Genomic DNA, 22,277 nt, shown 5'->3' with positions numbered 1-22,277 from the left:
AAAAAAAAGCATGGACGCTTCAGTTTAAAACTAATGGACTCGATGCTTGCGCTCTTTTGTGACACTTTTTTATGTTTTCACCACGACAAGTTATTAATTTCCTAAATAAATGTCAATTAATTGTTAACTACAGCTTTTTATATAAGTAAGGTAGATTGTCATAGTCTACGTCTTGCCCTAAATTGATAACGAAAGCGGGGCCGAAGGCAATTTTATGATTATCGCTTGCTAACTGAATGCTTAATTGTGCTTCGCCAGCATCAAAATTCTTTCTTGATTTTGTTGCGATAGAGTAAGTTTGCCATTGCTGCGTGAGCACAAGATCTTTGGCTAATATTGAATCATATGGCTCACTTGCTCTTTGAATGCCAACATTAGTTATCATTGTAGACTCCTTTTCCTTTGGAAGAGTGAGAGCTTTAACAAAGAGTGTTATGTAAATTGTGTCTCCTTTTTTTATCTCAGTCGCTAGTGGGCTTACTACGCCTGCATCCCACGTGTTTTTGCCTTTTCGTACATCGACCTCAAGCGCAACTCCCCCAATAGCATCGCTTTTAGTATTAAATTTACTTTTTTGATTATCTCCATATGCATTCAAATTTTCAGAATACGGACGCATCATCAAAGTACCTTGGGTAGGCAAAGACGAAACTAATTTGCTATAAACCAAATCCACTTGTTGTGATTTGTCATTAGCATTGGCTGTTGGAACATAAACAATAACTATCAATGTAAAAAAAGTAACTAGTTAACGTTTTTATTATAAATCTCATAAACCACCTGATGTAAGCGCTTCCAAAAAAGTTAAGTCCCTTCCAAATACTACGAATATTGACGTCTATGTACCCAAGAATACACAACAAACACCACGAATTAAACCCAAATTAACGCAAAATATAAGAAGGAATTCTGACCTGCGCCCATATTTGTGAAAAATTTGTTAGCAACGTTGGGCGTTTTGTAGCCAAGAGATTTAGTCTAAACAATACTATTGAGCCATAAAATGACAGCTAATGTTACTACGCCAGTGCGCGCGTAAATGTTGCGAGGGGGGTGTAATTAAAAAGTTTTGGTTAATGACTAAAAAACAATCTGAACTAGTCACAATGTTTTTTCTTGGTATATCGAATAGCGCTCAGTAATGGATTTATCTTTAATCAGTGTTACCGGTCAAGATAGTTGACGCGCTATATGACCTAGAAAAACACTGAAATTTAAAACACCATCGAGCACGTCAGCAAATGTGTAAATTGTTAGCAAAATGAAAGGCAGGGTATGAGATATCATAAAGATTTACAAAAATTGGAATAATTAATATGGGTCATCCGTCAACCTAGTGTCCTTTACGAAAAAACACAGGAGATAAACGGATGAAAACATATCATTTAGCAGTTTTATTTGGTCTTAGCATGGCATCACAGCTTGTGATGGCGCAAACAGTCGAAACCTCAGTTTCTAGTTCTTTTACAGCAGAAACGAAATCAGAAGTGAATAAGGCTGATTCGGCAGAATCATCTACTACGACATCTAGTTTCTCTGAGACAGAGGCATCAGCAGGTAACGATGATATTGGTGATTCTCAAGTATCAGGTGAAACTTCGGCAGGTACTTCATCTAATACAAGTACGGATTCGAGTCTTGGATCTCAAGCAAATATCGGTAGCGGAAACGAAACAGATGAAGAGTCTGGTACTAATACTGATGATGAAAGTAGTGAAAATGACAGTGCTCTAGTCGAAGAGAAGAATTTGCTCTCAGGTGATGAAGCTAATGCTGCCGTCGACAGTCTAAATACCCTAAAGAGCTCATTATCACTGCAATCAGAAAACGTAGCGACACTAACAAGTTCAGCCTCTGATTTAGTAGATGCAAATCTCATTCAGCTTGAAGAAACAGTTGGCATCGCAGACCAGGCTTCTCTTGATTCGCTAGAATTCGATGCGCTAAACGTCAGCGAAGTCAATCAGACACTCGATGGATCAGTGGCTCAGTCTATTGAAACGGCTACCGAAAGTACCGTGACACAGGAAGTGTCAAATCAACTGTCAAATACTATTGAAAATCAAATAGAAACGACCGTCACTAACACCGTCGAAAACAGCGTCTCCAACAATATCAGCGGTGTTATTGGACTCTAACGACCACAAAGAAAATGCGGTTATCAGCAATTCCTGATAGCCGTAATTTTTCTCTACTCCTCTCATTTTAACAAGTATTCTTGAAAGGCAGATTCAATATGATTATTTTATTTAAGATAGCAGTTGTCCTAGTGGTAAGTGTTTTTTACTTATCTAGTGTAAATGCAGCAACCACTACAGAAAATAACGAACCCGACAAAAAACTTTTACTAACAGCTGAAGTGTATGCGGGTACAAAATATGACAGTAACGTCAATGTATCAGAAATTGACAGTAATACCGAAGCGTCAGACCAAGCTGTAAAGTTATCGGCTAAATTAAAAGCAGAATATAAAATTACTGATAAAACAACGACCTCCGGTTTTGTTTCGCATAGCACCACTCGTTACAGTGAATTCTCGGACTTTGATTTAGCAACAACAACTTTAGGTCTAAACTTTAGCCAAAAAACCTCTGTGGCTACATTAGGTGCTCATCATTATCTTGCAAGTGCGAACTTAGGCAGTGAAAACTTTTTGAACTACCGTCAAACGGGAATATCTGTATCTAATATCATTTTAGACAAGGCATATTATCGGTTAAGCATAGATAGCACTGAAACTGAGTTTGAACAAGTAGAGCTTAAAACACGCGATAGTAGCGGACTTTCTACTCGAGGAGACTTCTTCTGGTTTATGAATAGCCAATCGTTTTTACAGTTTGGTTTAAAATATCAAAACCAAAACACGAATTCTCGTCAGTTTGATTTTTCTGGTATCGGCCTTGAATTAGGATATACCCATCCAGTCCAATTATTTTCAAAGCCTTTGGCGTTAAAAATGACCTACGAAATAGAGCGTAGACAATATTCAGAAGTGGAAGAAACTAAATTTGAGCGGGAAGATGCTCGCCAAACTATAAAATTGGCTATGAATTACACGTTGTTAAAAGACTTTGATTTGGTAATGAGCACAGAATATGGTGACCTTGAGTCTAACATCGCAGAAGTTAATTATAACGAAGCGCTCGCTGAAATAGGTTTTCGCGTCCAATTTTAAAGTACGCCCCAGCCAAATACCGGGTCTTTTCCCGGTTTTCCTATATCAACCGCTATATCTATTAATTTTCGAAGAGAATGCTCTTTAGACTTTGTTTGTGCAAAATGACATGCGTACTGCGCGGAAACTTTAGGCGCTGCCATTGACGTTCCTGTTTGACGATGCGCCAACATATTTGGATGAGCTGTGTTCACCGACACCCCAAAAGCGGCAAAATCTATATAATTCCCCTGATTTGCCCAACGATAGATCTTTTGTTCTTCATCAATAGCGCTTATCGCTAGTACTTCATCATACGCAGCAGGAAAAACCGCTTGTGCAGAAGGTCCTTGATTACCAGCTGCAGCGACCACTTGGATTTGTTTGTCATTAAGCTGTTGTATTATTTGATGCAGCACGGGATTTTCTGGGCCTGCTAAACTTAAATTGACAACATCAACCTGCTGAGTAGCTAAATAGTTTAAGGCCTCAATAAGTGAAAATAATGTTGCCCCCTCACTTACACTGTTACGTGTATAAAAAACGGCAGCATTAAATAAATCGCTTCTAGCACTTAAATTTTCAGCAATCAATCCAGCAACAGCAGTACCGTGTATATTGGTAGTCAAAGCGTTCGCTTGTATAAATGACTTTTGTGAAAAATTAACATGTTCAAATATTTTATGATCAGACGCAACGGCGGTGTCAACCATGCCTATTTTTACAGGTAGTTCACATACATTTTTGTGCACAGTTAGCCCTAAAGATTGACTTGGTTTTTCGTTGCCATGCTGCGCGAGGTATACATGATGCCGGCCAATCTGTTGGCGTAAATTTTCAGGAAGGTTACTTTTTAGCTTGTCTAGCCTGTCTAATTCTGCATTTACTTTGATTCTGAATATCCACAAATCAAGCGCGGGCATCCTTTTCACATCAACAATCTCTATATCATCCTGCCTAAAATACTGCTCGTCACTTTTAGCGCCTGTAAAAATCCATTCTTGCTCAACGACTAAGTTCCCATCTTCATCTATCGCTTCTTGCACTAACGCTTTTCCGTCAATAGACAGTATGGTTTGTGGAAGCGCTAGCGCCGTTTGTTCGGGTAACAGTTTGAGAATGTCAGTCTTTGGTTTATTTAGTTGTTCTAGTGAGTCTTTAGGCAGGTCATCAACAATATTGCTTAGTGGTTTTACAATATTGTCAGAAATAGATGGAATACTTTGCACACTATTTCTAACTGCCGCAACTTGCCCAAAAGTACTTGGGCTTAAGCATAAAATAGTTATTCCTGAAATAATAAATTTGTTCACGCTTACCTCGCTCGATATCTTATTATAAATGATAATGCTCTTATGAATGACGAACCACTAAAAAAAATTCCAATTAAATGGAATAAAGCTTTTTGCTGTCCGTTATCCTTTTACAAGTACTCATAAAGAAAGAATTGAAATGAAGCAAGAATTAACTGAAATTTTACCCGCTCTTCGCAAATTTGCATTTTCACTCACTGGGAATATGCATGATGCGGATGATTTAGCGCAAACCACTATTGAAAAACTGCTTAGCAAGTCAATACCGGAAGATGTTGCTGTTCTTGCCTGGGCGTTTAGAGTCTGCCGTAATGCCTGGATTGATGAGTTCAGAGCCGCTAAGACTCGTGTTAATGCAACTGAAAAACCAGAACTGCAACAGTTAGAGCGTGACGACGGTGATATGGAATTACATAATAAAATTACGCTTGAACAAGTCACCAGTTCAATGGGGAAACTACCCTTGGAGCAGCGCGAAACATTAGCGTTGGTCGCTGTACAAGGAATGAGTTACGCCGATGCATCGCAAATTTTATCTGTCCCGGTGGGTACCATTATGAGTCGTCTAGCGCGAGCAAGGACTAAACTGTCTCGGATTCTTAATCTATCATTGGAGGCAGGATAATGACAATAAGTGATGAAAAGTTATCAGCCTTTTTAGACGGCGAGCTTAGCACCGAAGAAATGCATGAGGTGCGTGAGGCAATTGCATTTGATGAAACACTATCTGATAAATTAGCGGTACTAGCAGAAGTAGATTTTTTAGTCACAAAGGCAGCTGAAAGTGCGACAAAAGCACCCGTACCCGAATCGATAATGAAGCTGCTTGGTGAACAAGGAAGTCAATCTGAACAAATTCATTCTTCTAATAATGTTGTGTCATTCACGCAGCGACTTGCAAATTCGCGCACTTGGAAAATGCCACTATCATTAGCTGCAAGCGTCGCAATTGTTGCGGTTGTTAGTTTCTTGCAATTACCGACTGCCACCGAGCAAAAAATGACACAATGGGCTTCAATAGTGCAGGCGTTAGATGGGCAGCAAACAGGTGATACCTTCAGCGATACAGTTGTTAGCGTAACGCCACGATTAACCTTTATCGATAAACAGTCTCGATATTGCCGACAAGCAGATGTCGATTATAGTGAGCACAATGCCACGATAATTGCGTGTAAAACACAAAATAAAGATTGGCAAATAGAAGCTCAACAGTGGACCAATGGAAAAAGCGGTACAGTTGGCGAATATCAAACCGCTAGTTCAGATAAAGCCCTAGAACAAACACTAGATAAGCTTATTGACTCAGCGCCGCTCAATAGAGCGGAAGAAGAAAAAGCGATTGCAAATGATTGGTACATTAACAAACAATAATTGGAGTAATATTATGAAATACTATTTTTTATTCATTCTTTCTTTCATCGTGATAAGCGGCTGCAGTAGTCAGCCCGATTACCGCCAAGCAAAAAATGACGGTTTTGGCTACAACGAGACTAAGTTAAGTGAAACTCAATATCGAGTGCATTTCAAAGCAAAAGGTTCAGACAAACAAAAAGCTTTAGATTTTGCCATGTTGCGAGCCGCTGAAGTTACGCTGTTAAATGGATTTGATTGGTTTATAGTCGTTGATCGAGAAACGCTTGTTGATAAGGAACGCTCTGAACCAGCATCAAATATCAGTCTGACAAAGCGTTACAACCGCGTGACAAACTGTGGTCTGCTTACATGTCAAACTACTCACTACCCTGATAATCAACTTCGTGCTGGGGTTTTTATTGGCGGCTCTGAGCGTAGTGAGATTGAAAGCATTGTATATATCGAAACGGGCAAAGGTACTAGACCATCATTGAGAGAAAGTTTTGATGCAAGAGAAGTAAGAGTAAGCCTAAAGCCTAAAGAAGAGTAAATCTATCAAGCGCTAGCTGTCTCAACCTGCTAGCGCTATTTTTTCAATTTTTTTCCTTACTTACTTTTCGGTTTTTATAATCATTTGGGTAGAAACCCCTATATGAGTTTAAAAAATAAACAGTCATGATAACTCCGTAATCAGCCGCAATCTAAAATTAATATTACTTTACAGCGGCATAACCGGAGATTCCCATGAAAAATTTTGCCTTTTCTGTTATAGCGTCAGCTATGCTAGCCACACCATCAGCCGAAATTCTTGCTGATGCCTATATTGGTAGCCAAATGAGTGAGCAACTTAGTGCGCTATCTGTTTCGGATGTCACTATGGCAGTCGTTACTTATGAACAACTTGAACCTTTAAGAGAAACACAATTACAGCAGTTGTTAAACATAGGTATCAGCGAAGCTGTGCAATTTGAAAATCTACCCATCATAGGTGTTGTAGCGACCAAAGCACAAATAGAAAGTATTGCTCAAATTGACGGCGTTCGCTCTGTATTTGCCAACCGTCAAATGGAATTCTATAACGCTGATGCCAGAGAAATCACCGGTGTAGCAGACCTTCAAGGCGCAGACTTTGCAAACAGAAATGGTGTCGAATTTACTGGTAAAGGCACGACTGTTATGGTCATTGATTCAGGTATTGACGCTTCTCACCAAGATGTATTTTTTGGTGACACGGTTGTAGAGAATGTGCAAGCTTTGACTCATGCCTCTGCGTTTAGTTTAACCGGCGTGACGGATGGAATCGTACTTACTGGTCAAATCAATACCGACCTTAATTCAGGCCATGGTACTCACGTAGCCGGCACAATTTCTGGCAGTGGCGATTTATCAAACAATAAATATAAGGGCGCAGCCCCTGATGCCGACCTAATCGGATATGGTTCTGGCGGCGCGGTGCTGCTATTGGATACTATCGGTGGATTTGATTTTGCAATCAGTAACGTTTATAGCTACGAAAATCCAATAAAAGTCATTAGTAATTCATGGGGCTCAAGTGGTAAATATGAGCCACTCGGTCCAGTTTCTTTAGCGACTTATAAAGCGCATAAATTGGGTATAATTAGTGTTTTTGCTGCAGGCAACTCTGGCTCAGGTGAAGATACTCACAACCCTTATGCACAAATTCCTTGGGGAATTTCAGTAGGAGCAGGTGATAAGTTCGGCCGTCTTGCAGGCTTTTCTTCTCGAGGTTTAAAATCAGAGACTGGTGATTTCACAATGCCAGATGGTAGCGAGTGGACTTATAAGAATGAGGTGTCAATTGTGGCACCAGGTGTTGATATTATTTCAACACGTGCATCTACAAACCTCGCAGCAAATGGCGCAGATGCCGACATTGACGCTATTGAGACTGAATATCTACCTTTTTACACAATGATCTCTGGCACATCAATGGCAACTCCGCACATATCAGGTATTATCGCCTTAATGTTAGAGGCAAATCCAACGTTAGATAACCTTACAATCAAAAAAATCTTACAAGATACCGCTACAAATATGCCAGGGTTTGAGCGTTGGGAGGTAGGTGCAGGTTACGTAAATGCGCGCTCTGCCGTTGCCGCAGCTTTGGATTTTGATGTAGATCATCGAATGACGGTTAATAATTTAGAAGACAAATCCTTTAGCGCAAGTGCCTTGGTCTCGGCGAGTGACAGAACTGAAAACTTTGAAATTTTATACGCACCGGTTGGCGAGCCAGAAGTGGCTACTTTTGAAGTTGGTGAAAATGAAGTTTTAGTTAAAGCAGCAGCGGATACATCGACTAACCTCGTAAAGCTAGTACTTGTTGCACCAGACGGCACAGAGTATTTTGGTAATCTTACGACGCCAGTGCTAACAACTGGAACACGTGCTGCCGCTCCGGCAATGCCAGGTACCTGGGGAGTTTACGCCTATGGACTTACTTCGCTTTCTGGTGTCGAAGCTGATGTGTTAGGAGTCACCAATGGCCCTGGTTTGCCAGAAATTCTAGATGTTACTGTGTCGTTTGAAGAAAGTGGTGGTTACGAAGGTATTGATGACATTGAAGGGCATCCTCAGCAAAATGCTATTGAATTTGCAATAAGTGAACGCCTAATGGATTCGTTGCATAGTCGCGGTTTTTATCCAGATAGAGCACTAAGACGCAAAGAGTTCGCTAAATATGCGGTGATGGGAGGAGCAGTTAGACAATATCGTGATTTACTGAATGATATCAAACCAAGTTTTGACAGGTTATCAAGTTTTGATAAGCCATTTATAGAGTCCGCGATGGTAAGCGGCGGTGCGCTAAAAGATAACTTTAGAACACAAGCTCCAATATTATTGCCTGTTGACGGTCAAGCTAAACCAAATGCTAAAATGAATAAACTAGATATCGCTTATGCAATGGTGCAATTGTTGGGCTTGCAAGAAGTGGCTGAAAGTTTTGACCCTAACTCAGATATAGTGGTCGACTATAAAGGCGCGCAAATTTTACTGTCTGACCAAGACGACATCCCGGCTGAATTGCGTGGACATGTTCAAGTTGCCATTATGTTGTCTTTAGTGAATGTAGACTTTGGCATTTCTCAAGGTCCTTTTGATATTAGCCCAACCTTGACAGCATCGTTTTCACCCGATTCGGTTGTAACACGAGCACATTATGCCGTCTTGGCATCTAGGTTGTTTACACAATATTTTAACTAAGACCTGAATATTCCCCTTTGAGCAGAGTGCATAGTATGTTAAGTTTTGTTCAAAGGGTGACCAGTTGAAACTGAATAAACAAGGTGAAGAAATGAAATTAACCGTACCAAGACTTATACAAATAAGCTTTATATTTTTAAGCTTGATGATAAGCAGTATTACGCATTCTCAAGTTATCTCACCAGCGACTATTGCAATCGATAACAACCAATTAAAAGCAAAACTTTCGTTAAGCTCAGCAATCGAAGTAGATTTGACGCTTGAATTTAATAATGCCGTGGGCCTTAACGCTGATAACCTGGTGATAAGTGCTGAGCTTTTAGATCCTACCGACTTAACGATATTGAACCGTTTACCATCAACGCTGACATCCGCGGTATCTGGTTTTCCAGTAATTGTGTCAGTATCGCCTAAAACGGATAAAGGCTTTGCCTTTGAAGGCGTAGCGACTATAGAACTATATACTAAAGCAATTCACTACACGCCAAGTGTACCATGGAAGTTATTCACTTCTCACGACGGTGGTGCATTTGAAGATATTACGACATTAACCTCCTCTGGAAGTTTTAGAGCAAGGGGCAGTACTGGCCGATTCTCAGATTTTATTATTTTACTCGATAATAGAGCCGCAAGCGCGGTCATAAGTGATAAAGCAAACAAAATCAGTCAAACAATTAATAATAATAGAGGCAGTATAAGTCTCCCATTACAATCAATAATAGATACAAATATGGGAAACCTTAACTTTGCTTTAACGAGTGTTGATTATGCTGAAGCACTTAATCACGCCGACAGCCTTATTGCCGTTTTAGAAAATGCAACTGGCAGCGATATTGCCGATGTGTGGCGCTCTAGTGGTGATATTACTAATACCAAAGGCGAGTTATTAGCTTTACTTTACACGCTTAGATACAGTCTAAGAATTTTGTAGTTTGCACTCATATTAGGACTATCACCATGCCTTTACAGATTGCCGTCTCACAGCCTAACGGCACAGTCGCTGAACACATACTTTATGAAAATAGAAAGTATTATGTAGGCCGAGACGAGCAATCAGATGTGGTCATTGTTCATCCTCAAGTGTCTAGGCGTCATGCTACTTTAGGTGTGTCAAATAATCAGTGGCAACTTGAGGATACAAGTACGACGGGTTGCTTTCAAAACGGGAAAAAAGTTGCACATATGCTTATATGTGAAGAACAAAGCCTCAATATTGGGCCTGTTTCTTGCCAGTTAAGACCTGTAGAGAGTGAATCAATTATTCGCTTAGATAGTCAACGAATTTGGCGAGAACGACAACTGTATCGCTATCAGTCGCAGCTGGACCAATGTGAAAGTAGCCTTGCTCTTGTGCATCTAGCCAGGGAGTGTTTAACACAGTCTTTAAATTGTGAACGAGCGGCTTTAGTCCTCTTTGAGAATGTCCAAGAGTTTCAAATTAATATTGGCCATGAGCCATGGATGGAGGCAGATAGCTTTACCGGCAGCCGAACTATCATCCAGCGTGCAGTAGAAGAAAATACTACTAAGGCCATTGGCAACCTCGTCGCCGATCCTCATTTTTCAAAACGAAGTAGCGTTATTCGTAACGGGATCCAAGCTGCAGTGTGTGTACCAGTCTGTGTAGATGAACAGGCTATTGGCGTGTTATATGCTGATTCAATTGAAGGTCGCCGCTACTTTACACAGACAGATATTGCTTTTGTCGAATCACTTGCTCATCAATTATCCTTAAGACTCTTGTATCATTCGATAGAGCAGAAGTTAAGATTGATTAGTTAAGGCTATTTTCGAGCAAGTTATTTTTTTTGGTGTAGTATTATCTCCAGACACATAATAATAATATCTTTTAAGTAGTCTGGAGTAGCCTTTGAATAGGCAAAATGATGATCCTTCTGAAATAAACACCTATGAAACGGAAATTCTAACATCTCCTGGCAAACTTGCCTCTGGTGATATGTTAGCTGACCGCTTTGTAATAAAAAGTGCGCTTGGCTCGGGTAGTCAAGCGTCAGTCTATAGTGCATACGATCGTATTCTTGAAATTGATATAGCGTTAAAGCTAATTCCCGGCGCAGCTACCGCTGCAGATAAAATGCAAACGATTAGAAATGAGGTATTGCTTGCGCGGCAGTTACAGCACGCTAATATCATCCGTGTTCATGATGTGTTTTCAGATGATAGTGACGCCTTTTTCACGATGGAGTATGTGGATGGTGAGCCTCTTTACGAACGTCTTGAAAAAGGAATTTCAAAAGCTTTATTCAAGCAGTGGCAACATCAGCTTCTAGACGCTGTAAATGCTTGCCATATTGCAGAGATTAAACATGGCGATTTAAAACCAGATAATATATTAATTGATAAAAATGATAACTTGATCGTCATCGACTTTGGGATTGGTCAAGCAGCAGATAATCAAAATCAAACAAGTGGACATAAGTATTATTCGGCGCCTGAAGTGATTCAGAGTGGGAAAGCTGGCGAGAAAACAGATATTTACAGTGTTGGGATGGTCTTTAAAGACATGCTTGACTCGGTAAAACTCAAGCCCTACTCGGTAAAAGACCTGCTTTGGAAAATTCATAAAAATCGTTTTATAAAGGCGCTGACTAGCCATTATCCATCGCAAAGACTCAGTATAGAAGATGCCATTTCTAGGATAAGCCCAAAGTCTGGTGCTTATTCAATACCATTACTGGCTTTGGGCATTGCTGTACTTATTATATTCAGTATTTTGTCATTGGTTAATCGAACAGATACAGCGACGACGCAGGTTGATTCCAAAAAGCCTCTGCAATTAATGCTAATCTCTGATCCAAATTATCCTTTGTTATCTACCATTGAGACACTGATAAGATACCCTTTGTCAACACATCCAGACCTTGTCTTGATCCCTAAACAGGCAAGTAAACAATTAATACATAATTTGGCGTTAGCGCCCCTGGAAAATAAAGACGATCGGGTCGATTTAGCCGTTCAACTAGGTGCAGATACTATCCTTATTATCGATGCGTCTGAGACGAATAACGACACATTTCTTCTTCGAGCTAGTGTCATTAGAATGCCTAGCGATAGTCAGCTTTTCACAATTACAAAATCAGCAAATGTAGAAAGCTTAGCTGAAGATCTTGACGAATTTTCTATCAGTATCATAAGTACGCTCTTCAAAAAACTAGAAACGCCGATGTCCTTTGATCGCGTGCAATTTGTTGAAGCGTTAAACAACAGTATTCAGAACAAAGAAGACCTCACTGAGCGTCAAACTATTGAAGCGTTGCTTGAGAGCAATCCAGATTATCCCGGTGCTTGGCTCGCTAAAGCGAACGCGGCGCTGAATGAGGGCGATTTTGCCAGTGCTCAAAACGCGCTAGAAACCTTAAATTCACTACCCAATTTAGATGACTATTGGCGATTACAAGCACAGTTACAGCGCGCCTATATAGAAGATGATCTGTCATTGGCTCAAAGCGCAATTGAAGCGCTAGTTAGTAACTTTCCCAATAGACCCGAGCTTTTAATAGCGCGCGCTGATATTTATCAGTGGGCTAACCAGTCGCAAGAAGCCATGGAAGATTACAAACAGGCAATAGCTTTGCGCCCCAACGATGGGCAACTGTGGTTTGAGCTAGCGCGATTGCAGATTATCAATGGCGATATTCAATTTGCGATAGACAACTCGCTGACAAAAGCATTAATAGCGTTTCGTAGTGCCAAAAATCGAAAAGGTGAAGGTCTAGTGCTTAATGCCTTTGGTATTGCCTATTTGCGATTGGCAGAAAATAAGACTGCTAGTTCTTATTTCAATGATGCTTTGACAATAAGAACGACTGAATTAGAACCTGTAGAACGAGCAAAAACGCTTGCTAACTTAGCCATAGCCGCATCAATCTTAGGTGAGTATGAAAAGGCAGAAAAAGCGCTAATAGAGGCTATTAGCCTGCAGCAAAACACAGGAAACTTAGCAGAAGAAGCGCATATTCATGACACCTTAGGCTTTTTATATGAAGAACAAGGCTTATACGAGTTGGCTTTGCAAGAATATAATCGTGGCCTTGATATTCGTGTTCAAGTTAACGATGAAGCTCTAAAACCTGAAAGCATGAGTAACGTTGCGTACATACATTTTTTGACCGGAGATTTTTCACTGGCTGAAATATATTGGAAACAAGCCAAGACGATTTTTGAGCGAAATGGCGACGCCACACACCTCATAAGAACTATTCAAAATTTAGCACAGCTTAGTATCGCGAGAGCCGATACGCTTTCAGCAAGTCGGCACTTGATCGCTGCCAATCAATTGATAACTACAGAGCAAGAACAAGAAAAAATGTATAGTCATTTACTGTTGAGTAATTTGCATTTTATCAATGGTAAATTAGCTGACGCTCAAGAACAAAGCACATTAGCACAATCATTAGCACAAAAAGCGACTGACACACGCGCGTTAATTGAGGTCAACCTTTGGCAAGGGGAAATGTGTTTGAATACGGCGAATTGGGCTTGCCTTCAAGATACTTTGGCAATTGTAGAGCCAAACATGGTATCGGAAAGCGCCGAGCAGCAAGCTGTTTTTGAGTGGCTTGCAATCGCATTAAACCATCATATGCAAGAATCGCTTGACGATTATCGACCTGATTTATCTTTTACTGGGTTTATTGAAAATAACAATATCCCTGTCATTACAAAGCTCAAGATATTGCTAGATATACAAGAGCGTTTTGCTTTGCCAGTCGATAGCGATTTAATGCAAAAAGCTAGCGCCTTAGTCGAACCTCAGTATTACCATACTCATTTACGATGGTTATATATTAAGGCAAAAAATGGCGATGCTCAAAGTAAACAAAGTCTAAAACAACAGCTAGCCTTAAGCTCCGACTTTTGGCGAAATCATCTTTATTACACGGTGATAGATGGCGAAGAAGCAAAACAGCAGCAGTTACTTATTCAGTGGATGTCACAACTAGACGAAAAACAAGCAAGAGACTACAGGCAGGCTTATTTTGAATAATAATGAGGAGCAACTAGGAGAAATTCGCCGACTTCAACATTCCTTGAAGCTAAGGTTAGACGAAGATCAGGCTCTTTTGCGCGATTTAGCTAAACGCCTTTGGGCACAGCAAGAGTCCGAAAAGGCCAAGTTATCACGTGATTTACATGATGGTGTTGGACAACTATTGACTGGACTCACAAGAAGACTACAAACACTTGCCGCACAATCTCCTGAATTAGACGAATTACACGGGCTTGCTGAAATGGCGCTTAACGATGTTCGCCAACTCTCTCGATTAATGAGTCCTACAATTTTAAGCGACCTAGGTCTAAAACCTGCGCTTCAATGGTTGTGTCGAAATTTGCTGACGCCGAATGATATTGAATACGAATGCCAAATTAACATTTCAGATAGCTTTTCAGAGGAAATTAGAATACTGATTTTCAGAATTGCTCAGGAGTCTTTAGTTAACATCGCTAAACATAGTCAAGCTAGTGAGGTAATGCTAACATTAAAATCACATCGAAACTTAATTAGACTTGAGATACTTGATAATGGTAAAGGATTCGATAAAAAACTACTTAAGAAGGGTATAGGACTAGTGAGCATAAGTGATAGAGCTAAAGCCTTTGACGCAAAGTTTGAAATAGATTCGGCGCCTAATGAAGGTACACGAATCATAGTATTGGTGCCACTATGACGATTAAGGTTTTGCTTGCCGACGACCATGTAATTATGAGGCAAGGTGTTTCTCAATTGCTTAACAACAGCGATAGCATTACTGTTATTGGAGAATGCGATGATGGCATTCAGTTAGTTGAGCAGACTATCAAACTTAACCCAGATCTTATTCTAATGGACATATCGATGCCTCGGATGAGCGGTTTAGTGGCCATCGATAAAATTCTTGCTCAGCGTCCAAACGCAAAGATATTGGTATTATCGATGCATAATGAAGTTGAATATATAGAAGCTATGCAAGATGCTGGCGCAAAAGGATATGTACTTAAAGAGTCATCTGGAGATGTGTTAATTGACGCAGTGAAAAAAGTGGCTGCAGGTAAAATGTTCTTCCCAACGAATGTTGACCAAAAAGATGAGGCTTTTAAACGAAGCCATATTAATCCGCTCAATGCGCTTACGCGACGTGAACGAGAAGTGTTCTTTTTAGTCGCAGCCGGTAATACCAGTAAAAATATAGGAGAGTTGCTAAATATGAGTTTAAAAACTGCCGAAAACCATCGAAGTAATATTTATAAGAAACTTAACTTGAATAGCTCGGCAGAGTTGATTAGATTGGCCGGCAAAGCCGGCCTGCTAGAGTAATATACTAATTTGAAGTAAGGTTTTTAAACTGAGTAACAAACAATGCTGCTTCACCTCGACTTACTTTATTATTAGGGTTAAAAAATGCTTTAAAGCTTGGCTCTAAATCAAACGGCCCCTGCTCAACAACCACTTCAACCTGCATAATACCAAGTGCCAACGCTTGCTGCACATAACCGCGAAGCTCAGGAGCAATACTCTCAGTATCTTCAACTTCAATCGCTTGGCCAAAGACTACTGCGATTACTTTATCTTGATTAAAGCTATTCGCACTGGCTTCGAGTCCTAGCGCTTGAACTAGAGAGTAAGCCATCTCTTCTTTGCTTACCGCTTGAGAACTACCAAAAACTTCACCATTGCTTATCATCAATGGAGCATGCTGCATTGCTCTGTCTGATAACACTGAGCCACCAGTCGTTACACTATTAATAGCAGCAGAGAAGTTTGCATTGGCGTCTAAAAAGCTTTTTGTGTTCCCATTCAGAGCTTGTCGAGTATTAGCGGACAAACTTAAGGTATCTGCGAGCTCATCACGTCTAAGATTTGCATTAGGTACAAAACCATTTGTACGCGCGTCCATAAGCTCATTTGCAACCACATATTCTATGAATGACTGTGCAGGATGGCCGTTTGCATCATCAATTCCCGAAAATCCATCAGTTTCTATAAAGCGAATGTTCACGTCTGTACTACTAGGCACACCAACCCCGTTAGTCACACCTAGAGGGTCTACTGATACACCGCTTATGCTGCCGATACCACTGCTATACAGTTTCCATTCGCCTGCCATGCCGGGAGCTGATGTACCAACCGCAGAACCTAATACGGGTAATCCAATACCTGAACCATAGCGATTGCCAGAAGGGTCCTCTAACACAAAGGCTGTGGCAGTTTCTATTGAGGCACTTGCTAATACAAGCGAAACGTCTCCTCCAACAGTAAATGTTTGTACTTCAGGCTCTCCTACGGGTAGATAGTTTGTTGTCAACGTGAAACTATCTCCCTCGCTCACATTCGCAAAGCCATTAAACTCTCGATTTAATTTAACTGTGTCGCCAAAGCTTTCTTCTCCATCTAGGACAGCCTTGACCGCTGCATGAGCGTTTACGTAACCAGCACCTACTTCCCAAGCACTTTTACCTGCCATCGGTGTTGCTGTTTTCTGAAGAATGCGTTTTACGTCTTTCCACCCAAGGGTTGGATCAGCTTCAAGCATGAGTGCGACGATACCCGACGCGTGGGGCGCCGCCATAGATGTCCCACTTGAAACCGTATAAAACGGCAAATTTTGAGCTTCGATTAATTCTGCGTCATCGGTCGCACTAAGACCACCTAGGCTAGATGTGGATGCGCGTGCTGAAATCACATCAACACCAGGCGCGGTAATCGTTGGGCGATCTTCCCATGCAAATACTTCTCCATCTACCACTACGTTAGCACCTTTGCCATCAACGCCTCTGGAGCTAAAATCTGCGAGCTTACCGTCTTTATCGCCTGCAGCCACAGTTATAACCCAAGGCGCTTTTTTAAAGTTACCGGTAATAGTGGACTCGCCAGGACCTGAATTTCCCGCAGAGAAAACAGTGATAATACCGCGATCTGCTAGCTTTTTGGTGACTACGTTAGTCGGGTCATCAGGATTGAAATCAGTCCCTACGTCACCAGTGTTACCAAATGAATTAGATATCACACGAATGTTATAATCAAACTGATGCGTGAGTGCATAGTCGAAACCACCAATCGTATCTAAAATAAATAGCCCTGCACCAGAACCATACCCGATAATATCTGCGCCAGGCGCAACACCTGCATGTTTACCTCTGCTTTGCGCGCCATTTCCGCCGACAGTACCGGCTACGTGTGTACCATGACCACCGCCAATATCGGTGTTGGCTACGTTTTCTTGGTATGTGATTGGAAGAATACCGCTAAATGAGTTTAGGTTAACCTGCGCCAAAACGTTTTGAACAACATGATCAGGATACGAAATATCGGAATGTGTTCCGTCAACGCCCGAATCGTTTACTACAACGCCAATCCCTCTGCCTGAAACAGGAATGCCGTTGAGCCTAATGCTTTGATCATCGCGTAGCGACTGAACCCCAGTAATTTGTGTTGATTCATAGTTTTCAAATACTAATGGGTCATTATTCCAAACTGACACCACGTCGTCACGTTGGTAAATTGCTTCTACTTGTGTTTTGTTGGCTAGCACACCAACAATAGGTACATTGCGAAGACTCACTCCACCCGTTATGCCTAGAGTATTCAGAGCATCTAATTGCGATTGGGCCACAGGACCATCACCTTCAAATGTTACAATAACTTGCTGAAGCTCTAATGGTGCATCAGCTAAGTTATCAGCTAGAGTTTGATCGAATGTTTTTGCCTGAGCAGTGCTTGACGCAAATGCACATGCAACTGCGATTGATACTAGTTTTTTCTTATTAATAAATTTCATAAATCACCCTTTTGGTTTGACGTGATCAAGTATTGAGTAATTTTTCAACATCGAAAATGGGGATATACCCCTATAAGAAATTAACTAACAGTAAGACCTCTTCACTAAAGGAGACAGATTTATATATTTTGCAGTTTTAGCAGCTAGTGGCGGCAAAGAATGATTATTGCCAGGGTGGTTGATGCCTATGGAACTGCGTCTGCTTTTAAATAGGGCGCAGATAGCATGCCTTATAAACAAACTATTACCAGGTTGTTTAAGCAAAATCACTTCACATAAATATCATCACACACAGCTTGGAGCTGCTGCGTAAAAGCCGCATCTGCACCAAGCGTATCATTGAGAATAACCATACCGTCTGCACAATCCACTTTAGCCCGCTCAAGCTCGCCCATCGACGCCAGTACACTGGCTCTATTTACCAATAAGTCACCATGATTTGCATGGAGTTGACCATAGCCTTCATCATAGTGCAGTTTGGCTTCGTCAAAATGGGCAAGGGATGCCGCAAGATCCTTTCTATCACCTGCAATTAGCGCTAAGTAAACTTCAGCTATACCGCTAAGATGATGTCGGCCGCCGTAGGCTTTGGTGTAAATCTCGACGGCTTCAGTTAGGGCGGCATCGGCTTCATCTAAATCACCTAGAGCGTGCAGAATTTGGCCTTTCATTGATATGGCATCAGCGAGGTAAGGGTTGTCACTATCTAATATGCGTCCCATGTTAGCCGTAGCTATGTTGATTTGTTCTTTTGCTTGCACTAGGTCCCCGCTTAAATAATTTACCTGTGCCTGTGCTAGCGATATAGAACCTATTATCATATTTGAGCTGTCAACACTGTCTAAAGCCATTTTCATTGCCGTGTCGAGGTCTTCAATAGCAACCTCTAGTTGCCCCATGTCAGATAACACTAAGGCCTTAGTTTGAAGAACCTTAGCAACTGCAAGCTTGTCAACCTCAGGCATACTTTCAAGTACATCTAATGCACTACTGTAAGCCATTAAGGCTTGTTGATGCTGCCCAAGCTGATAGTGAATATTGCCTTTAATACGTGCAATAGTGGCGCGAGTTTTTAAATCATCATTGCCGTATTTATGCGGCGCTTCGAGCGTTGATAAATCTTGTGCATATTTAACGACTTCCAACGCGCGGGTAAAATCTCCTTTTCTAAATAATGCTTCAGCTTTAATTTGATATGCCTTGGCGAGTGCTATTCCTGATACTGCCGCGGTAGAATCTACCACATGAATGGCTTCATCGAATAAGCCTAAGTTATTGAAAGCTAGTGCAATCGTACCAGAAAGACGGCTTTGCACCAATGGCTGTCCTTTAAGTTCTTCCGTTATTCGTTTTGCGCCGCTATCAAGAATAGAGCGTGCGGTTATATCATTCGGGTTTTGCTGGCTGGAATTGGCGCTGGCAAAAAGGTCGACCAAAAAATCAGACACGGCAAGTGTGTTAGCAGCCTCCTGCTCAGCAATTATACGTTGGGTATTGGCATCTATTCTTCGGTCGTTAGCATAAATTGCTAGGGCTATTGCAAAAACCGATGCCGTAAATGACGCGGCACTTATTTGTATAAGCGTGCGCATTCGTCGAGTGGCATCTCGCTGCACTAAATCATCGAGCTTTAGTCCGGTTAATCCACTAATCAACTTAAGCTGCGCTAGCCGTTTGCCATCAGCTTGTTTGCGTATGTCTGCGGCAATCGGCTCACTCAATTGGTCTGTAATTTCACCTTTTGCGTTAACAATATATTTTAGCGCCGGCGCAAAGCATTCCTGCTCGGGAAGTACCGCATTGGGCTCGCCTGCTACAATTAGCGCTAACACGCGTTTGTCGCCATATTCTGTTTTAAATTGGCGAATCTCTTCATTAACCCATTTAGATTGAGCCGCAGCGGGAGAGCAAATGACAATTAAAAACAAGGATTTTGTTAACGCATCGTTCAACTCAAGCCCTAAGCTTCCACTGGCAGGTAGCTCGTCTTGATCACGAAAAATAGGCGTAAGGCGGGCAGGTACTTTGCACAGTGAGGTTTGTTTGCCTACAAGATTTTTGGGTAAGCGATACTTCTCTAGGCTAGAGTGGAGCCACTTTGCAGTGGCTTTGTCTTTATGGCTATAGCTTATAAACGCTCTATACGTCCAGCTTGATGGTTGCTCTTTTGGTTGCTTAGTCATCGCTTTAGTGACGTCATTAGCGTTTGTTGCGCATAGCTACAAATATTACTCCCATTACAAGCAAGACCAAGGTGCTAGGCGCCGGAACAGGAATAGGTGCAGGAGTAGCTGAAACACCAGGTCCACTTAAGGCGCGATAACGCACTACGCCGTCGTCAAAAGAAGCGGCCATTGTATACAAGCCTGCGTTGAAACCACCAATAGGGCTAGAGTCGGGCGGCGCCGAACCTCCACGACCAATCGGGTCGCCAAACGCACCATAAGCTACTGTGCAGGCCACTAGGTCATTTTCTCTACAGGTAGTATTACTAAATGTCGACACTTCAGTAATGTACTGCACACTGGTGCTATCACCTGGCAGCAAGTCGGTAGGGAAAACCACTTCAAAGTCGGTCACATCCCAATCGTAGCTAATTTGAGTTTGATTACCTGGTGACGATGTTTCGCGAAAGTTATTCAAAAAACCTTCAACGCTACTAAACTGACGAACAATAGTATTAGGGCCGCCACTTTCACCCGCTATAAGCGACACCTTGCCGGTTAACGCGTACAAGGTTAAGCCTTCAGATACGATTTTAAAGTTAAACTCGGTTTCTGCGATAGGATTTAAATCGCCAACGCGACTCGTAATATCAAGGAATGTGAAGTCAACTTGGTCGCGCGAGCCGCAGTTTCGCAGGTTATCCGCCGAGCAATCCGTTAAGTAAAAACCCATGCCTGCTGCTAGAATCTGTGAGTCAAGTACTGGGCGTATGGTGTCGCTGCTATTGTTTTGAAAAGTAATATCTACAGTGGTGCTTGAGGAAGACCTTGCAAATTCACCATATGCACCATTGCCGTTTTTAAATAAAATGGTCGTGTCGTCAATAAACGAGGTACTGTCAAAACTACCAGCTGAGCCTTGCTGCCGGCTACCGACTTCTTGGTCTATAATGTTGCGACTAACGTCAACCCCGAATGTTTCTTCGCTAGAATAATCGAAATAACCACCTGAGGCGGTCGCGTTTACGTCAATACTGATGATTTCCGCATTTGCCGTATGATGAATGCTAAACAAAAGTAAAAGGGTAACGAAGGTTTTTATATAGTTTTTCATGGTATGTCCCTTATTGTTATTTGTTCATACATTAATCACTTACGTGGCTTCGTGCAAGGTTTATTGGGTTTACTAGGTGAGTGAATAAGGGGTCAGAGTTAATTTCCTAGTGGAACCTTAGATCGTATTTTTGTATTTTGCGGTACAAGGGGCGGGTACTTACGCCCAGCATCATCTCTACACTATTGGGGATATTGCTTATGACACTTTTTAGCATTCTTTTACTTTTTGAGAGGAAATATGTCTACGGTATCAGTGGCGATTCAGTTTGCGCCAGCAAAATGTGCGTGGCCGGCCCTAAGGGACTCGAACCCCTATTTACCGCTTAGGAGGCAGTTGTTCTATCCTGTTGAACTAAGGGCCGACAATAAAGCCTAATATTTTGCGGTAAAATCAAAGCTAACACAAGTGCAGTAATGTCTTAAATAAAGTGACAAGCTAATTAACGACAACTTCAAAAACATTAGTCAACAACTATACATGCAGTTGGCGTTTTTTCTGCGAAGCGCTACACTCTCTCCTCAATTGTCTTTAAGAGATTAGCATGGCTCGCCTGCGGCATGAAAGTGCCATATTTGCAGCTTATAGTTTAACCTGATGTACGCAAAAGGAAGTAACAATGAAAGTGCTTATTTTCGGCAATTCTGGCTCAGGTAAGTCGACCCTCGCATCTAGCATGGCGAAAGAAAATAACATTGCGCATATGGATTTAGATACGATTGCTTGGCTTCCCTCTATGCCACCACAAAGAATGCCCATAGAACAATCACACAAACATATAGAACTTTTCATTAAGCAAAATGAAAACTGGGTAATAGAAGGATGTTATTCAGATTTGTTACAACTGCTCATTGGCGATGCGTCTGAGCTCATTTTTCTTAACTTACCTGTAGAAGTTTGTGTGGAAAATGCAAAAGCGCGACCATGGGAAGCGCATAAATATGAGTCTAAAAAAGCGCAAGATGCTAATCTACCGATGCTTATAGATTGGATAAGGCAATATGAACATCGTAGTGATACATTTTCTAAAAAAGCACACCTACATTTATTTTCTCAGTTTGCAGGCGCTAAAAAACAATACACCAGCCTAAAGGACCTCAATTCAGTAAATCCTCGCAACTAGTACCTCATCTATAACTTGGTACACAAAATGCAAAACACTTCCTGTAATGACTC

The 22,277-nt window shown here is 41.4% G+C and carries 17 protein-coding genes and 1 tRNA gene; 12 read left to right on the top strand and 6 right to left on the bottom strand.

The window, feature by feature from the left end; genetic code table 11:
- Positions 1 to 127: 127 nt before the first annotated feature.
- Positions 128 to 622, bottom strand: a complete 495-nt coding sequence (locus tag AC0L6H_RS18680; RefSeq protein ID WP_473390759.1) for a carbohydrate binding domain-containing protein — start codon at positions 620 to 622, stop codon at positions 128 to 130.
- A 748-nt stretch (positions 623 to 1,370) separates the two neighbouring features.
- Between AC0L6H_RS18680 and AC0L6H_RS18675 the strand changes: the two genes are divergently transcribed.
- Positions 1,371 to 2,138: a hypothetical protein gene (locus AC0L6H_RS18675; protein ID WP_473390758.1), complete on the top strand. Its 768-nt coding sequence runs from the start codon at positions 1,371 to 1,373 to the stop codon at positions 2,136 to 2,138.
- A gap of 98 nt (positions 2,139 to 2,236) precedes the next feature.
- A complete protein-coding gene (locus AC0L6H_RS18670; protein WP_473390757.1) occupies positions 2,237 to 3,175 on the top strand; it encodes an outer membrane beta-barrel protein in 939 nt (312 codons plus the stop codon).
- On the opposite strand, the gene AC0L6H_RS18665 is transcribed toward AC0L6H_RS18670, so the two are convergent.
- The gene (locus AC0L6H_RS18665; protein ID WP_473390756.1) at positions 3,172 to 4,467 is read right to left on the bottom strand and encodes a S8 family serine peptidase; all 1,296 of its coding nucleotides are present in this window, start codon (positions 4,465 to 4,467) and stop codon (positions 3,172 to 3,174) included. The two genes, AC0L6H_RS18670 and AC0L6H_RS18665, sit on opposite strands and share 4 nt — an antisense overlap.
- Before the next feature lie 139 nt (positions 4,468 to 4,606).
- Between AC0L6H_RS18665 and AC0L6H_RS18660 the strand changes: the two genes are divergently transcribed.
- The 9 genes from AC0L6H_RS18660 (at position 4,607) to AC0L6H_RS18620 (ending at position 15,361) form a co-directional block, all read left to right on the top strand.
- Positions 4,607 to 5,092, top strand: coding sequence for an RNA polymerase sigma factor (locus AC0L6H_RS18660; protein ID WP_473390755.1), 486 nt, complete (start codon positions 4,607 to 4,609; stop codon positions 5,090 to 5,092).
- Positions 5,092 to 5,838, top strand: a complete 747-nt coding sequence (locus AC0L6H_RS18655; RefSeq protein WP_473390753.1) for an anti-sigma factor family protein — start codon at positions 5,092 to 5,094, stop codon at positions 5,836 to 5,838. Before AC0L6H_RS18660 ends, AC0L6H_RS18655 begins: the two co-directional genes overlap by 1 nt.
- Before the next feature lie 13 nt (positions 5,839 to 5,851).
- Complete coding sequence (locus tag AC0L6H_RS18650) at positions 5,852 to 6,370, top strand: CC0125/CC1285 family lipoprotein (RefSeq protein ID WP_473390752.1); 519 nt, start codon at positions 5,852 to 5,854, stop codon at positions 6,368 to 6,370.
- A 194-nt stretch (positions 6,371 to 6,564) separates the two neighbouring features.
- Positions 6,565 to 9,045 carry a S8 family peptidase gene (locus AC0L6H_RS18645; protein ID WP_473390751.1) on the top strand — a complete coding sequence of 827 codons (2,481 nt, stop codon included), beginning with the start codon at positions 6,565 to 6,567 and terminating at the stop codon, positions 9,043 to 9,045.
- Positions 9,046 to 9,109: 64 nt separating this feature from the next.
- On the top strand, positions 9,110 to 9,976 hold the full coding sequence (locus tag AC0L6H_RS18640; protein ID WP_473390749.1) for a DUF6689 family protein: 867 nt from the start codon (positions 9,110 to 9,112) through the stop codon (positions 9,974 to 9,976).
- A gap of 26 nt (positions 9,977 to 10,002) precedes the next feature.
- Positions 10,003 to 10,827: a GAF domain-containing protein gene (locus AC0L6H_RS18635; protein ID WP_473390748.1), complete on the top strand. Its 825-nt coding sequence runs from the start codon at positions 10,003 to 10,005 to the stop codon at positions 10,825 to 10,827.
- An 88-nt stretch (positions 10,828 to 10,915) separates the two neighbouring features.
- Positions 10,916 to 14,053 (top strand): protein kinase domain-containing protein, encoded by a 3,138-nt coding sequence (locus tag AC0L6H_RS18630; protein ID WP_473390747.1) that lies wholly within the window; start codon positions 10,916 to 10,918, stop codon positions 14,051 to 14,053.
- On the top strand, positions 14,046 to 14,735 hold the full coding sequence (locus AC0L6H_RS18625) for a sensor histidine kinase (protein WP_473390745.1): 690 nt from the start codon (positions 14,046 to 14,048) through the stop codon (positions 14,733 to 14,735). The genes AC0L6H_RS18630 and AC0L6H_RS18625 overlap by 8 nt, the downstream gene beginning before the upstream one ends.
- Positions 14,732 to 15,361, top strand: a complete 630-nt coding sequence (locus AC0L6H_RS18620; RefSeq protein ID WP_473390744.1) for a response regulator — start codon at positions 14,732 to 14,734, stop codon at positions 15,359 to 15,361. Before AC0L6H_RS18625 ends, AC0L6H_RS18620 begins: the two co-directional genes overlap by 4 nt.
- Before the next feature lie 4 nt (positions 15,362 to 15,365).
- Here AC0L6H_RS18620 and AC0L6H_RS18615 read toward each other — a convergent pair whose 3' ends face one another.
- From AC0L6H_RS18615 to AC0L6H_RS18600, 4 genes are all read right to left on the bottom strand, one after another.
- Entirely contained in the window at positions 15,366 to 17,822 is a 2,457-nt protein-coding gene (locus AC0L6H_RS18615; RefSeq protein WP_473390742.1) for a S8 family serine peptidase, read from the bottom strand.
- A 266-nt stretch (positions 17,823 to 18,088) separates the two neighbouring features.
- A complete protein-coding gene (locus tag AC0L6H_RS18610) occupies positions 18,089 to 20,005 on the bottom strand; it encodes a toll/interleukin-1 receptor domain-containing protein (protein WP_473390741.1) in 1,917 nt (638 codons plus the stop codon).
- Positions 20,006 to 20,021: 16 nt separating this feature from the next.
- Complete coding sequence (locus tag AC0L6H_RS18605) at positions 20,022 to 21,101, bottom strand: PEP-CTERM sorting domain-containing protein (protein WP_473390740.1); 1,080 nt, start codon at positions 21,099 to 21,101, stop codon at positions 20,022 to 20,024.
- 288 nt (positions 21,102 to 21,389) lie between these two features.
- Positions 21,390 to 21,465, bottom strand: a tRNA-Arg gene (locus AC0L6H_RS18600).
- 255 nt (positions 21,466 to 21,720) lie between these two features.
- On the opposite strand from AC0L6H_RS18600, the gene AC0L6H_RS18595 reads away from it, so the two are divergent.
- Positions 21,721 to 22,224, top strand: coding sequence for an AAA family ATPase (locus AC0L6H_RS18595; protein ID WP_473390738.1), 504 nt, complete (start codon positions 21,721 to 21,723; stop codon positions 22,222 to 22,224).
- Positions 22,225 to 22,277 lie beyond the last annotated feature (53 nt).

The sequence above is a fragment of the Glaciecola sp. G7-5 genome (genome assembly GCF_055808975.1).
Note: the sequence above shows the minus strand (reverse complement) of the source record. Positions and strands in the feature narration are given on the sequence as shown.

Coding starts and splice junctions, on each gene's coding strand:
- AC0L6H_RS18595 (WP_473390738.1), top strand. CDS start 21,721: ATGAAAGTGCTTATTTTCGGCAATTCTGGCTCAGGTAAGTCGACCCTC.
- AC0L6H_RS18675 (WP_473390758.1), top strand. CDS start 1,371: ATGAAAACATATCATTTAGCAGTTTTATTTGGTCTTAGCATGGCATCA.
- AC0L6H_RS18605 (WP_473390740.1), bottom strand. CDS start 21,101: ATGAAAAACTATATAAAAACCTTCGTTACCCTTTTACTTTTGTTTAGC.
- AC0L6H_RS18650 (WP_473390752.1), top strand. CDS start 5,852: ATGAAATACTATTTTTTATTCATTCTTTCTTTCATCGTGATAAGCGGC.
- AC0L6H_RS18680 (WP_473390759.1), bottom strand. CDS start 622: ATGATGCGTCCGTATTCTGAAAATTTGAATGCATATGGAGATAATCAA.
- AC0L6H_RS18655 (WP_473390753.1), top strand. CDS start 5,092: ATGACAATAAGTGATGAAAAGTTATCAGCCTTTTTAGACGGCGAGCTT.
- AC0L6H_RS18670 (WP_473390757.1), top strand. CDS start 2,237: ATGATTATTTTATTTAAGATAGCAGTTGTCCTAGTGGTAAGTGTTTTT.
- AC0L6H_RS18645 (WP_473390751.1), top strand. CDS start 6,565: ATGAAAAATTTTGCCTTTTCTGTTATAGCGTCAGCTATGCTAGCCACA.
- AC0L6H_RS18615 (WP_473390742.1), bottom strand. CDS start 17,822: ATGAAATTTATTAATAAGAAAAAACTAGTATCAATCGCAGTTGCATGT.
- AC0L6H_RS18610 (WP_473390741.1), bottom strand. CDS start 20,005: ATGACTAAGCAACCAAAAGAGCAACCATCAAGCTGGACGTATAGAGCG.
- AC0L6H_RS18660 (WP_473390755.1), top strand. CDS start 4,607: ATGAAGCAAGAATTAACTGAAATTTTACCCGCTCTTCGCAAATTTGCA.
- AC0L6H_RS18620 (WP_473390744.1), top strand. CDS start 14,732: ATGACGATTAAGGTTTTGCTTGCCGACGACCATGTAATTATGAGGCAA.
- AC0L6H_RS18635 (WP_473390748.1), top strand. CDS start 10,003: ATGCCTTTACAGATTGCCGTCTCACAGCCTAACGGCACAGTCGCTGAA.